Source organism: Psychrobacter halodurans (genome assembly GCF_017498075.1).
GTDB classification, from domain to species: Bacteria; Pseudomonadota; Gammaproteobacteria; order Pseudomonadales; family Moraxellaceae; genus Psychrobacter; species Psychrobacter celer.
The window spans coordinates 1-13,501 of the sequence record NZ_JAGBKN010000024.1; the positions used below are offsets into that span (position 1 = coordinate 1).

Here is a 13,501-nt window from a genome sequence, read left to right on the forward strand (position 1 = left end):
GAATGTAAAACTGTTATGGATTTAAACGCGCTACTGGTATAAATTTTACTTGCGTGCTGCGTTCCCAGAGGCTGCGCAAAATTCATCCCAGTAGCACTATGACATTTTTAGAGTGTATCGACTATACACTGGCCCCAACCGCCCGTGCCACCGCAATCCCTTCATCAATGGTCAAAAACTTACGCTGGCTTGGGCTGTCTTTATAAATAATTTCACCCTCAGAGAATATCAGACATTCATTGACCGCCAACTGTTGCCATTTTTCATTTTCAGTCAATGGTACGGTCACCAAGATCGTCACCTTATCGGTATCGGTGGTGACATCGCTAAAGTTAATCGCCAAGTCATCGTCCGCCAGTTTCGCTTCGCCAAATGGCGCTTGGCGGGTGAGATAAAACAACAAGCTACCGGCATACGCCAATTGCCATCGGCCGTTGGAGATTAGGCAATTAAACAAGCCATTGGCCGATAAATAACGGCACTGAGTGGTCAAAAAGTTAAATAGCGTCTGGTCGTCAGGACGGGTTTTAAAAGTGCTTTTTAAGCGATTGACCAGATAACAAAACGCCATTTCTGAGTCGGTGCTGCCGACAGGTTGGCAGTGCGAGGCGTTGCCATTTTCTTGCAGACGCTGACAGCGCTTGATAAATTCACCATTCATCTGCCCGTTGTGGGCAAATACCCACTGCTCGCCCCAGACTTCGCGGACGAAAGGATGGGTATTTGCCAGACAGTTTTGTCCCTGCGTGGCTTTACGAATGTGGGCGATGACATTCATGGCCTTAATCGGATAATTATTGACCAAATCTGCCACTGGCGACAGATGGCTTGGGCGATTGTCATGAAACAAGCGTAGTCCCGTTGAGTCGTTTGCCGTCTCGCCATTGTTGGTGCAGTCGCTACGTTCAAAAAAAGCAATACCAAAACCATCCTCATGGCTATCAGTCATACCGCCGCGACGACGAAACCCTGCAAAGCTAAACCCAATATCGGTTGGGGTATTACAGTTCATTCCTAAGAGCTGGCACATTTATAGATCACCATCATGATTGTCGTTATGGTCGTCGTTTTTTGTAGGATGTACAGTCGCGCTTGCGCCATTTTCTACCCCTTCATCAAACATCTCATAGGGCGTCGCGCCTTCGGTATCGATACTGTCCAAGATACGTTTGGCATGCGCCAGCTCGGTATCTTGTATCCACAGAACAATACCTGAATTCATCCCTGGCATCACGCTTAGCGGCTGCAAGGACACCTTGATACCATTATTACGCAGCAGATTGGCATGCAATTCACCTTGCATATTGGTGTCATAGCGTGCCAGTTTGTGCCAGTTATCAACTTGATCGGTCATAGGGTCGCCTCTGTGGTTTGGATGCAAAAAATGGTATTGAGCAAAAAAACTTACGCCAATTGATCGAGTGTATATTCTTTGATGCTTATGTCACGACGATTACTTAAAGTAGCACGCGCTTGCTCAGCGTGGGTGATATCACTAAATATACCTATGAGTTGATTGTCGCTCTTATCATTTGATAATACAAATACCGTCTTTTGCGCTTTTTCGACATGCGCCCAGTGATAAGCGGCCAGACGCTTCATAAGGTCAGGATTTTTCACCATGATATTGTCGCCCGTCCGACCTTCGGTACGGTTGTAATGAATGACATTAAGACGCAAAAGCCAGAAAATCACTGCCGCTTTGGCAAGCATAACAGGTAACGCACGTTTTTCATCGCGGTTTAGCGCGCGCTTTGACTCATATCCTTCTAAAAACGCTGCCATCTTACGACGATCAAAATGTACCAGCTCGCCTTGCTCGGCATCGCCCCACGTGGTACAAAAATCATTGATGGTAATGGCGATATCCATCACATAGTGCTCGACACTGACCTCAGTAAAATCCAATAGACCTGTTAGCTTTTCCTGCCCTTTAGTCAAGTCCCATAGCGTGTTGTCAGCAAACATATCGAGATGACACAAGCCTTTTGGTAAGTCGGTCAGAGGTAGATTTGAGTAAGCTTGCCAAATATCACGCATGAGCTTGGCTTCATCGCCGGGCATAAACTGCATTTCACGGTCGCGCACCTCGCTCCACGGATAGAGGGGCACGCCGTAGTCTTGTGCCGGTTGTAGCGCTTGCAAGGTCTCATGCAGCATCGCTAACGCCGCGCCGATCTCATGACACATCGCAGGAGTGGTCTCTTGCGGATGCGCGCCTGCCAAGCACGGCACCAAGGTGATTGCTTTGTTTTCATAATGAATGACATAGCGTTTTTTCGTATCAGCATTATCATCAGCATCTAATTCTACCAGTGCCAACGGGGCAGCGACCGGCAGCTTGCCATCTAGTTGATTTAATATCACTGCCATTTTTTCGATATCCTCTGGCGGGCGCTCTTCAAACAAAGTAAACACATAAGCGTGCGCGCCATCGACATCGTCCGTCGTTTGAATAAACCAGTTAGAGTTTTTGATGCCTTGGGTAATCGGAATGGCGCGGGCAAATGACACGCCAAAACGTTGGCAAAAGGCGGCAAATTGATCATCAGTTAACTGGGTATAGACGGACATGACATCTCACTTTGGCAATTGGATAAGAAGATAAATAGAATAAATCTGGACGCTAATGACAATAATCGTCCCGCGTATCAGCAAACCATCATAAATAGCATAATAATCTTGTGAAAACCTGCCTGATATGGCAGCGATTTTGCTAGACTAGCGCTTATGGTTGAATTGATTATAAGGTGAAAGACCCTATGTTAGCAAAGCGTATCATTCCTTGTTTGGACGTGGACAATGGCCGCGTGGTCAAAGGCGTACAGTTTGTCGATATTAAAGACGCTGGCGACCCCGTTGAAGTCGCCAAGCGCTATAACGAGCAAGGCGCTGATGAGATTACTTTTTTAGACATTACGGCGACCAATGATGAGCGCGATACCACTTATCATACCGTCGAGCGTATGGCAGAGACGGTGTTTGTCCCATTAACCGTCGGCGGCGGCGTGCGTAAGATTGCTGATATTCGTAATTTGCTCAATGCAGGCGCGGATAAAGTGGCAATCAATTCAGCCGCTGTTTTTACGCCTGAATTCGTCGGAGAGGCGGCGCAAAAATTTGGCAATCAATGTATCGTCGTCGCTATCGATGCCAAACGTGTCGCTGACGTAGAGGTGGATGGCGTACTCACACCGCGCTGGGAGATTTTTACCCATGGCGGACGTAAGCCGACTGGCATTGATGCCGTCGCTTGGGCAAGCAAAATGGCCGATCTTGGCGCTGGCGAGCTATTGGTCACATCAATGGACGGTGACGGCACCAAAAAAGGCTATGATTTGGCACTGATGCGTGAAATTACCCGCCGCGTCAATGTCCCTGTTATTGCCTCTGGCGGCGTGGGCAACCTGCAACATTTGGCCGAAGGCGTCTTAGAAGGCGGCGTCGATGCGGTGCTGGCGGCCAGTATCTTTCACTTTGGCGAATATACCGTATCGGAGGCCAAAGCCTATATGGCAGCACAAGGCATACCCATGCGCCTATAAGCTTGGTAAAATACAACTGCCTTGACAAAAAATGTTATCATAGCGCTACTTATTTATTTTTGTCAGTTAACTATTGAAAACAATCGAGATTTTGTACAAAAATTTTGCTTATAATGCTACTTATTCAAAGGATTTTTTATGTCAAATTTACAGCAGCAGCGCAACGATATTACCCATATCGATGGTAACTTGCATCAAAACGAAGCGGCGCGTATCGGTATCGTCGTTGGCCGTTTTAATGGGTTTGTCGTTGAGTCATTAGTCGACGGTGCTATCGATGCCCTACTACGTCATGGCGTATTGGGTAGCAACATCACTGTGATTCGTGTACCAGGTGCCTTTGAGCTACCCCTTGTCGCCCAGCGTGCCGCTGAGTCTGATCGTTTTGATGCCATCATTGCGCTAGGCGCGATCATCCGTGGTAGCACGCCACATTTTGACTTTGTCGCTAGCGAGTCTGCCAAAGGTCTGAGCAGCGTTGCGATTGATTATAATATCCCTGTGGCCAACGGCGTTATCACCACTGACAGCATCGAGCAGGCAATTGAGCGCTCAGGCACCAAAGCCGGCAATAAAGGCTCAGAAGCAGCGATGGTCGTCCTTGAGATGCTAGCCGTTTTATCACAGTTAGATATTGATGACGATTACGACAATGATAATGACGCGTAATATAGTCAGTTGAAAACCAAACTGGCATAAGTTCCAAAGCGCGACTGGGATGAATCTTGCGCAGCCTCTGTGTATACAGCACGCAAGGAAAGTTTATACCAGTCGCGCTATAACATTTTTAAATTGAATCTACTACATCGCAGTCGTTTTATAGATTTATTATTTATTGTTTTACTGTTTTTGATTGGCGCTGATGGGTTAAAAACTCGTAGCGTCAGTGTCTTAAAGCTCGCGGCACTGCCGACAAAGCGCTGCAATTTTGCTTTAACACTCGATTGTCATCATCTGCCAGTCGATTACTATTTAACATTTTTAGTTCAAACGTCTATGCTTTTCTTATCACAGGCTATTTTTTACAATCAAGCTGATTGTACCCTGACGCTATTGGTATCAATATATCTATATTAAATAGTCGTTAAATAATTGATGAATACAGTCAATAAAAAAATAGTTAATAAAAGCAGTTACTTAAAATAGCCACTTAACATTCAGGTATTTACCCCCTATGACTGACCAACTCAAGCGCGCCATCAACGCTGCAAAAACCGCACAAACCAACGACCAACAAGCTGAAGCGACTCGTATCGCAAGCAGCAGTGCAGGTGAGCAAAAATTTGATATGAGTGAGTCTTCTTATAAGACCAGTCACACCGCTGTGCGCAAAGCCAGACGCTTTGCCATGCAAGGCTTATATGAATGGCTGGTCACCGACCGCCGTTTTGATAAAGACGGTAAGCTTGGCTGGAAAGACAATGCGCCGCACGATATCGCCGCGCGCACCCGTGCGACCAACGCCATGCATACGGTACATATCGGCTATTATCACGAAATGATGCGCGATATTCCCGAACAAATCGAAGCGCTAGATACACTTATCAGCCAGCATCTCGATCGCGATATCGATAAATTAGACACCGTTGAGCATGCTATTTTATTGATTGGTGCCTACGAGCTGCAAAACCGCTTAGAGATTCCTTATAAAGTGGTACTAGATGAAGCAATGAAGCTCAACAATCACTTTGGCGCCACTGACGCGCACAAGTTAATCAACGCGGTGCTCGATAAAATGGCCACAGATCTGCGCGACCTCGAAGTACAGGCCGACATCAAGGCCAACCGCCGCAGCTCACAAAAAGCCGCTGCACCCGCCGCACAGCCGCAGCCGCAGCCGCAAACTACTGATGAAACCAAGGCTGCCACTAACGCTGACGACACCAGCGAGACGCCGACCACAACTGGCAAACCTCGTATCAGTGCCAATAAAGCCATTAAACGGCCACGTGCTAACAAGGCTCAAGCAAATATCAGTGATTATAGAGCCAGCAAAAAAGCCAGTGCGCAAGGACATAATGAGGCAGCAGCCGCGCCTACCCCTGAGAGCACTGCCGCCGATGTTGGGCTACAGGACTCAAACCTTGTCAATTCAGACGAAAAAAGTAAAGACTAACCATGAATGAATTTGAGCTGATCGAGCGCATCTTTGCACAGATGCAAATATCGCCAGCACGCACGGCAACGGACGTCGAAAAAGGCATCGGTGATGACGCGGCGGTGATAAGCGTGCCTACAGGCGCGCGCTTGGTCAGCTGCATTGATACTCTCGTTCAAGGGCGGCATTTTAGCGCCGATTGGGATAAGGTACATCAATTAGCCTTTCAAATTGGCTATAAAGCAGTCGCGGTCAATGTCTCAGATATCGCTGCAATGGGCGCGGCGCCGCACAGTATTTTGCTGGCGCTGGCATTGCCTGAGCGCTTGGCGACTGAGACTTGGCTCACTGAATTTGCCAAGGGTTTGTTTCATGCCTGCCAGCTCTTTGGCGTGACCCTGATAGGCGGTGATACCACGCGCAGCGATAACTTAGTGCTAAGCGTTAGCGCGCAAGGATTTTTAGCCGCTGATACACCAGCCGTCTATCGCTCAGGCGCGCAAGTTGGTGATAAAATCTATGTATCAGGCACGCTTGGGGATGCCGCATATGCGCTGCAGCATCCTGATAGTAGCCAAGGCATAGCGCTGGCGCATCGCTTACATATGCCCACGCCGCGCATCACCTTAGGGGCCGCGCTGGCCAAAGTCGGCGCCACAGCGATGATCGATATCTCTGATGGTCTGTATCAAGACCTTGGTCATATTTGCACGCAAAGCGGCGTTGGTATATGCCTTGATTTAGAGCAGCTGCCAACCAGCCAAGCGTTAGCGAGCGTGGATGTATCTGAGCGCTTACTATGCCAGCTGGCAGGCGGCGACGACTATGAGCTGGCTTTTACTTTACCTGCTGATATCGAGCCACCCGTCAACGATATCAGTGACACGCCAGTGACCTGTATTGGCGAGGTGATAGCATTGGCCAAGGCAGACACGGCAACAAATAGGCATGCTGATCTGTATTATCAAGGACAGCGAGTCACACCGACGCACCCTGCCCCTTTTGCCACATGGCCCACGCTGACGGGTTACCAACACTTTGCAGGTTAATCCATGACCGATCATGATCTATCTAAGCCCGATATCCGGCAAGCCAATGATTGCCCGCCTCTACCTGCCACAGCCAGCACGCTCGATCGTGTGGTTTATTGGCTTGGTATTGGTCTCGGTAGTGGCCTGCCGCGCCGTGCCCCTGGCACATGGGGGACAGTGGGCGGGCTACTCGTCGCGATACCGCTTATGAGTTTCGGCTTTTTGCCGTTTTTGATAATCACTATATTGTCTTGTGTCGTTGGTAACTCAATATGCGGCAGAACCTCCACCCTGATGGGCGGTCACGATAACCCGCATATCGTCTGGGATGAATGGGCGGGTATGTGGCTCACCTTGCTGCCGATGTCTTATATGGGCGTTGCCGATAGCAGTTTTTGGCAAAATATCAGCCAAACCTCTTCTCTCATCGCGCTTCTTATCGCCTTTATCCTGTTTCGTTTTTTTGACATCATCAAGCCACCACCGATCGGCTGGGCAGATAAAAAAGTCGCCGGTGGCTTAGGTATCATGCTCGATGACATCATCGCAGGTATCATGGCGGCAATTGTTTGGAGTATTCTTTATAGTAGCGTATTATCACTTGCTAACTGATGCTGCTATGAGTCGTTAGCACATTTAGTGACGCTGCAAATGAGACGTTACAAAGATGTCACGACTTAGCAGTTTGGTTGGTTACGCATTTACGTTATAATTCAAATCATATCTTGTTACATTTGTAGGCCATTATGACTTCTCCTCTTTCGGTAATTATCCTAGCAGCGGGTAAAGGCACGCGTATGCAGTCGGCCAAACCCAAAGTCCTGCAGACACTGGCTGGCAAGTCTTTACTCGCTCACGTCTTAGATACCTGTCACCAGCTGACGGTCGATGAGACCATCATCGTGCATGGTTTTGGCGGTGAGCAAGTCAAAGCTGAAATCACCACCCAGTATGCCCAGTCAGCCCTTACTTGGGTGGCGCAAACTGAGCAGCTAGGGACCGGGCATGCGGTCAAGGTCACGCTGTCTGATTTGCCAAAAGACGGGCAAAGCCTGATTCTTTATGGTGATGTACCATTGGTCAGTTGCCAGACGTTAACCGCATTAAAGTCGGCCAATGCCAATGGCATGTCGATGCTGACGCTAACGGTAGATAACCCATTTGGGCTAGGCCGTATCAAACGTGACAACAACGGTAATATCGAAGCCATCGTTGAGCAAAAAGACGCCAGCGCTGATGAGCAAGCCATCAAAGAGATCAATAGCGGTATTTACTGCGTCGATAATGCCCTGCTCCATAAATACTTGCCGAAACTTTCAAACGACAACGCCCAACAAGAATACTATCTGACAGATATCGTCAAGATGGCCGTGGCCGATGGTATCGCCATCGCTGCGATCGAGCCTGAGCATACCTTTGAGATTGAAGGCGTCAACAACCGTCAGCAGCTCGCCAGCTTAGAGCGGACGTGGCAAGGAAAGTTAGTCGCCGACTTACAAGAAGCCGGCGTGCAGTTTGCCGATCCTAGTCGCGTCGATATTCGAGGGACCTTAAGCGCCGGTCAAGATGTGTTTGTCGATGTTGGCGTGGTGTTTGAGGGTGATTGTACCTTAGGCGACAATGTCTATATCGAGGCAGGATGCGTCATCAAAAACGCTCATATCGGCAATGCTAGTCATATCAAACCCTACTGCGTCATTGATCATGCCAAGATTGGCACTGGTGTCGATGTCGGGCCTTTTGCGCATTTGCGTCCTGAAAGCGTACTAGCAGACCAGAGCAAGGTCGGTAATTTTGTCGAAATCAAAAAATCCACCATCGGTCAAGGCAGCAAAGTCAATCACTTAAGCTACGTGGGCGACTCGACTGTCGGGACAGGCGTCAATATCGGTGCAGGTGTCATTACCTGTAATTATGATGGCGTCAATAAGTCACAAACCATCATTGAGGACAACGCCTTTATCGGCTCCAATGCCAGCTTGGTGGCGCCGGTTACCATCGGTGATACAGCGACTGTAGCGGCAGGCTCGGTGATTACCAAGGATGTCGATGCCAGTGCCTTGGCGTTTGGCCGCGCTCGGCAAACGCAAAAAGAAAACTTTCAGCGTCCAACTAAAAAATAAAGGCGGCGGTGATCGTCAACTCGATAAAAACGATAGTAAGACCACTAAGGCAGTACGACAATAATTTGTGGTGCTGCTTATTTATATTGACAGATTAATGATTATCCATGTATTGGCATCTTTTAAAATAACATGGTATGAGAACATAAAATTTAAGGAATAATTATGTGCGGAATCGTTGGAGCAGTTGCTGAGCGTCATATCGCCAATATCTTACTTGAAGGACTAAAACGTTTAGAATACCGCGGCTACGACTCCGCTGGCCTAACGGTCATTCGTGATGGCGAGCTGCATCGCGAACGCCAAGTGGGCAAGGTACAAGCCTTAGTCGATGCCGTCGCCGTCAACCCTGAGTTTTTTGATGGTCATATCGGTATTGCCCATACCCGCTGGGCGACACATGGCGAGCCTGCCCAGCGCAACGCCCATCCGCATATCTCTGGTAAGATCGCGGTGGTGCATAACGGCATTGTGGAAAACTATGCCGAACTTAAAGAAACGCTGATAGCAAAAGGTTACGAGTTTACCTCACAGACCGATACCGAAGTCGTTGCGCACTTAATCAATGATATCTATAAAAACACACCTGATTTATTAGAAGCGGTGCGTGCGGTCATTCCCATGTTGCACGGCGCTTTTGCCCTTGGCATTGTGCATATCGATTGCCCAGACGAGCTGATTACCGTGCGCCTAGGTTCGCCATTGGTCATCGGTGTGGGGATTGGCGAGAATTTTATCGCGTCCGATCAGCTAGCACTTCTGCCCGTGACCAATCGCTTTATGTATCTAGAAGAAGGCGATATCGCCAAGCTGACACGCGACAGCATTGACGTATATGCAGACGGTGTAAAAGTAAAACGTCAAATACATGAGATTGACGCCGCCCAGCATAATGCCGATAAAGGCGAGTTCAGACATTATATGCTCAAAGAAATCTATGAGCAGCCAGATGCAGTTGCTCGTACCATTGAGATGGCAGTAGATAGCGATGCGCCGTCTAAGCTGCGCGATGATTTTTTACAGCGTCATGAAGCACTGTTAAAAGGCATTAAACAGGTCCAAGTCATCGCTTGTGGCACCAGTTATCACGCAGGTTTGGTGGCAAAGTATTGGTTTGAAAGTCTCGTTCGTGTGCCGTGCTCAGTCGAGGTGGCTAGTGAGTTTCGCTACCGCAATCCGGTCGTCGTCGATAACACACTGGTCATTTGCATCTCGCAGTCTGGTGAGACAGCCGATACCTTATCGGCGCTACGCGATATTCAAAAACACACCCCAGCCGGTCTTGTGAGCTTGGCACTGTGCAACGTACCGACGTCGTCTTTGGTACGTGAGACCGATATCTTTTTGCCAACGCTTGCAGGCCCTGAGATTGGTGTCGCTTCCACCAAGGCTTTTACCACTCAGCTGGCCGCCTTGATGCTACTGGTGCTAAAGGTAGGCGCCATCCAAGCGCGCATGACAGGCGAGAAACTGAGCACGCTGCTAGAGAAACTACAAGCGCTGCGCGGCCAACTGCATGCCAGCTTACACCTCGATGCGCCGATCAAAGTCATGAGCGAGCATTTTGAATATAAGAAAAGCTGCTTGTTTTTAGGTCGCGGTTTACAATTTCCTATTGCACTAGAAGGCGCATTGAAGCTAAAAGAGATCTCTTATATCCACGCTGAAGGCTATGCCGCCGGCGAGCTAAAACACGGCCCATTAGCCTTGGTGGATAAAGACATGCCAATCGTGGTGCTCGCGCCAAAAGACAGTATGTTTGATAAACTCAAAGCCAACATGCAAGAGGTGCATGCGCGCCATGGCGAGCTGTTTGTCTTCGCCAGTGAAGAGAGCAAGATGGTTGCAGAAGATAGAATGCACGTGGTCTATGTGCCTGAAGTTTGCGAGACACTGGCTCCCATCGTCTATAGCATACCTGTGCAGCTGCTGTCATACCATGTGGCCGTGATGCGCGGTACAGATGTCGACCAGCCTCGTAACCTCGCAAAATCAGTGACGGTCGAATAATACAACTTATTGATTTTAAATGTTTTTTATGAATCAAACCATTGTATAACACTAAACCCTGCGCTGTCTAGCATTACTAGATAGCAAAGGGTTTAGTGAACCTTGTTAACGGAAATAATATGATTAGGGCGTGTTCTCATTCTAAAGAGAACACGCCCTATTATACAAATATCACTCTCTAAACCAGCCCTTTATACAGAAAATAAAACCCAACGACGGTCAATAACACCGCAAAGCACTTCTTTAATAATTGCGGTGATAATATATGAGCGACTTTTGCGCCCAATTTTGCGGTAAAAAAGCTCATGATACTAATGCCTAAAAAGGCATAAATATGCACAAAGCCGATGGTATTGGGCACATCTACTTGCTTTTGCATCCCAAAGAGCATAAACCCTAGAGCGCCTGCCACCGCAATCGGCAGACCGCACGCCGCTGAGGTGCCCACCGCTTTTTGCATCACCACATTATAACGCGTCAGATATGGCACCGTTAAGCTGCCACCGCCAATCCCAAAGATAGCTGAGGCAATACCGATGACGCCGCCTGCTGCGAGCTGTTTGGGTTTTGATGGTAGTGTTGTATTGCGATAGTTGGCACCACTACTGGCGCTATTGGCATTATTCATGGCTTGTTTTTTACCAGCAAAAAACATCTTATAAGCGACCCACAGCAAAAACACCCCAACAACAATCTGCAGATACAACCCAGAGATTTGCCCAGCAATCCCTGCACCTAGAAAACACCCAAGCGCCATACCAGGTGCCAGATTTTTAAAGACCGGCCATATGACGCCGCCCTTTTTATTATGCGCCATCAAGGAGCTGATCGAGGTGACGATGATGGTGGCGAGCGATGTCCCTAACGCCAGATGCATGATCGCGTCGGCATCATAACCCATTTGGGTAAAGACGATAAACAATAGCGGTACGATGATGGTACCACCGCCTACCCCAAACAGCCCTGCCGCAAACCCTGCGAGCGCGCCTATTACTAAAAAAATGATTAATTCCACAGGATAGCTACTTCTTATTTGATTTTAGTGAAAGGATGATTGTATTGATACACGCGTGCCCTGCATTTATGCCAAGTCTGTCTGACCCACGCGCGCGTAGGCTCGATTAAAATATACCAAACTCTCATCGTTGATACCTGCTGAGCCAGACTGTTTGATGGCGACCACGCGGCACATAAACACACTATGCGTGCCCACTTCTTGCACCTGTTCAATCTCACAATCAAAACTCACCAGCGCATCTTCTAGCACAGGCGCGCCAGTGCTCAGCTCCGTCCAAGCACCATGGGCAAATCGCTCTGCTGGGCTGAGCCTTGAGGCAAACACGTTAGATAACTGTTGGTGCTGAGTGCCCAACACATTGACGCTCAGCGTTTTATTGTCGATAAAATGACTGTGTGAGCGCGAGGCTTGGTTCATACAGACTAGCAGTGTTGGCGGCGTGTCTGTGACACTACATACCGCAGAGGCAGTAAAACCATGTCGGCCTGTGTCTCCGTTTGTAGTGACCACGTTGACTGCTGTCGTCAACAAAGACATGGCCTCTCTAAAACCGCTTGCTTCAATCATCGCTTTTATCCTCAGTTAGCATGTGACCCGTGTCAGACAGACGTTAAGCGCCCAGCTCTTTACGCACGATTGCCGCGCCCGCGCTCAACGCATTTAGTTTCCCGCGTGCAACGCCGCGAGATAATGGTGCCATGCCGCAGTTGGTGGACGGATACAGCTTGTCTGCATCGACAAACTGCAAGGCTTTGCGTAGTATCTCTGCCACCGCTTCAGGCGTCTCGATACTATCGCTCGCCACATCGATGGCACCGACCATTACTTTTTTACCGCGGATTAGTTCAATCAGATCCATCGGGACGTGCGAGTTTTGGCACTCAAGCGAGACAATATCGATGCTCGATTGTTGCAGCTTTGGAAAGGCCTGCTCATACTGACGCCACTCTGATCCCAGTGTCTTTTTCCAGTCGTTATTGGCTTTGATGCCATAACCATAACAAATATGCACCGCTGTTTCACACTTTAGGCCTTCGATAGCACGCTCCAACGTAGCGATGCCCCAATCATTGACGTCATCAAAAAACACGTTAAATGCAGGCTCGTCGAATTGAATGATATCCACACCAGCTGCTTCTAACTCTCGGGCTTCTTGATTTAAGATTTTAGCAAACTCCCACGCCAGTTTTTCACGGCTTTTATAATGACCATCATATAAAGTATCAATCATGGTCATCGGCCCGGGCAATGCCCATTTGATCGGCTGGTCAGTTTGACTGCGTAAAAATTTTGCATCATCTACAAACACAGGCTTTGAGCGACTGACATTGCCCACTACCGAAGGCACGCTGGCCTCATAGCGATTACGAATTTTGACCGTTTCACGATTGGTAAAATCCACGCCCTCAAGATGCTCGATAAAGGTGGTGACAAAGTGCTGACGAGTCTGCTCGCCATCACTCACGATATCAATGCCTGCTTGTACTTGCTCCTGCAGTGACACCCGTAGCGCGTCTTGCTTGGCCTCTAGCAGCTCATCGCCTGCTAGCTTCCAAGGTGACCACAGCTTCTCAGGCTCAGCCAGCCATACAGGTTTTGGCAAGCTGCCAGCAGTAGAAGTTGGTAATAATATGTCCATGGCTTGTCTCTTTTTACTGTGATAGTTTTTACTATGT

13 protein-coding genes are annotated in these 13,501 nt (G+C 48.5%); 7 read left to right on the forward strand and 6 right to left on the reverse strand.

The features are described from left to right. Positions 1–121 precede the first annotated feature (121 nt). Genes J3491_RS09900 through J3491_RS09910 form a run of 3 tightly spaced genes read right to left on the reverse strand, consistent with a single transcriptional unit; the run spans position 122 to position 2,574 of the window. The gene (locus J3491_RS09900; protein WP_207970087.1) at positions 122–1,030 is read right to left on the reverse strand and encodes a class II glutamine amidotransferase; all 909 of its coding nucleotides are present in this window, start codon (positions 1,028–1,030) and stop codon (positions 122–124) included. Further along, on the reverse strand, positions 1,031–1,354 hold the full coding sequence (locus J3491_RS09905) for a hypothetical protein (RefSeq protein ID WP_243456323.1): 324 nt from the start codon (positions 1,352–1,354) through the stop codon (positions 1,031–1,033). It lies immediately after the preceding gene. Positions 1,355–1,404: 50 nt separating this feature from the next. Beyond that, positions 1,405–2,574, reverse strand: a complete 1,170-nt coding sequence (locus J3491_RS09910; protein WP_207970088.1) for a homoserine kinase — start codon at positions 2,572–2,574, stop codon at positions 1,405–1,407. 188 nt (positions 2,575–2,762) lie between these two features. Here J3491_RS09910 and hisF point away from each other — a divergent pair, with 188 nt between their 5' ends. The 7 genes from hisF (at position 2,763) to glmS (ending at position 10,807) form a co-directional block, all read left to right on the forward strand. After that, positions 2,763–3,545: an imidazole glycerol phosphate synthase subunit HisF gene (hisF, locus tag J3491_RS09915; protein ID WP_207970089.1), complete on the forward strand. Its 783-nt coding sequence runs from the start codon at positions 2,763–2,765 to the stop codon at positions 3,543–3,545. A 138-nt stretch (positions 3,546–3,683) separates the two neighbouring features. Continuing rightward, complete coding sequence (ribH, locus tag J3491_RS09920; protein ID WP_207970090.1) at positions 3,684–4,214, forward strand: 6,7-dimethyl-8-ribityllumazine synthase; 531 nt, start codon at positions 3,684–3,686, stop codon at positions 4,212–4,214. A gap of 505 nt (positions 4,215–4,719) precedes the next feature. After that, a complete protein-coding gene (nusB, locus tag J3491_RS09925; protein WP_207970091.1) occupies positions 4,720–5,661 on the forward strand; it encodes a transcription antitermination factor NusB in 942 nt (313 codons plus the stop codon). 2 nt (positions 5,662–5,663) lie between these two features. Then, positions 5,664–6,692, forward strand: coding sequence for a thiamine-phosphate kinase (gene thiL / locus J3491_RS09930; RefSeq protein ID WP_207970092.1), 1,029 nt, complete (start codon positions 5,664–5,666; stop codon positions 6,690–6,692). 3 nt (positions 6,693–6,695) lie between these two features. Further along, positions 6,696–7,286, forward strand: coding sequence for a phosphatidylglycerophosphatase A family protein (locus J3491_RS09935; protein ID WP_075102473.1), 591 nt, complete (start codon positions 6,696–6,698; stop codon positions 7,284–7,286). A gap of 134 nt (positions 7,287–7,420) precedes the next feature. Continuing rightward, positions 7,421–8,797 carry a bifunctional UDP-N-acetylglucosamine diphosphorylase/glucosamine-1-phosphate N-acetyltransferase GlmU gene (glmU, locus tag J3491_RS09940; protein ID WP_207970093.1) on the forward strand — a complete coding sequence of 459 codons (1,377 nt, stop codon included), beginning with the start codon at positions 7,421–7,423 and terminating at the stop codon, positions 8,795–8,797. Between the two features lie 165 nt (positions 8,798–8,962). Continuing rightward, positions 8,963–10,807: a glutamine--fructose-6-phosphate transaminase (isomerizing) gene (glmS, locus tag J3491_RS09945; protein WP_207970094.1), complete on the forward strand. Its 1,845-nt coding sequence runs from the start codon at positions 8,963–8,965 to the stop codon at positions 10,805–10,807. A gap of 178 nt (positions 10,808–10,985) precedes the next feature. Here glmS and J3491_RS09950 read toward each other — a convergent pair whose 3' ends face one another. From J3491_RS09950 to J3491_RS09960, 3 genes are all read right to left on the reverse strand, one after another. Then, positions 10,986–11,822, reverse strand: coding sequence for a TSUP family transporter (locus J3491_RS09950; RefSeq protein ID WP_207970095.1), 837 nt, complete (start codon positions 11,820–11,822; stop codon positions 10,986–10,988). 66 nt (positions 11,823–11,888) lie between these two features. Next, positions 11,889–12,392: a flavin reductase gene (locus J3491_RS09955; protein ID WP_075102469.1), complete on the reverse strand. Its 504-nt coding sequence runs from the start codon at positions 12,390–12,392 to the stop codon at positions 11,889–11,891. A 43-nt stretch (positions 12,393–12,435) separates the two neighbouring features. Continuing rightward, a complete protein-coding gene (locus J3491_RS09960) occupies positions 12,436–13,464 on the reverse strand; it encodes a methionine synthase (RefSeq protein ID WP_075102468.1) in 1,029 nt (342 codons plus the stop codon). Between the last annotated feature and the right edge of the window lie 37 nt (positions 13,465–13,501).

Coding starts and splice junctions, on each gene's coding strand:
- hisF (WP_207970089.1), top strand. CDS start 2,763: ATGTTAGCAAAGCGTATCATTCCTTGTTTGGACGTGGACAATGGCCGC.
- J3491_RS09905 (WP_243456323.1), bottom strand. CDS start 1,354: ATGACCGATCAAGTTGATAACTGGCACAAACTGGCACGCTATGACACC.
- thiL (WP_207970092.1), top strand. CDS start 5,664: ATGAATGAATTTGAGCTGATCGAGCGCATCTTTGCACAGATGCAAATA.
- J3491_RS09910 (WP_207970088.1), bottom strand. CDS start 2,574: ATGTCCGTCTATACCCAGTTAACTGATGATCAATTTGCCGCCTTTTGC.
- J3491_RS09955 (WP_075102469.1), bottom strand. CDS start 12,392: ATGATTGAAGCAAGCGGTTTTAGAGAGGCCATGTCTTTGTTGACGACA.
- J3491_RS09900 (WP_207970087.1), bottom strand. CDS start 1,030: ATGTGCCAGCTCTTAGGAATGAACTGTAATACCCCAACCGATATTGGG.
- glmS (WP_207970094.1), top strand. CDS start 8,963: ATGTGCGGAATCGTTGGAGCAGTTGCTGAGCGTCATATCGCCAATATC.
- J3491_RS09935 (WP_075102473.1), top strand. CDS start 6,696: ATGACCGATCATGATCTATCTAAGCCCGATATCCGGCAAGCCAATGAT.
- ribH (WP_207970090.1), top strand. CDS start 3,684: ATGTCAAATTTACAGCAGCAGCGCAACGATATTACCCATATCGATGGT.
- J3491_RS09960 (WP_075102468.1), bottom strand. CDS start 13,464: ATGGACATATTATTACCAACTTCTACTGCTGGCAGCTTGCCAAAACCT.
- nusB (WP_207970091.1), top strand. CDS start 4,720: ATGACTGACCAACTCAAGCGCGCCATCAACGCTGCAAAAACCGCACAA.
- glmU (WP_207970093.1), top strand. CDS start 7,421: ATGACTTCTCCTCTTTCGGTAATTATCCTAGCAGCGGGTAAAGGCACG.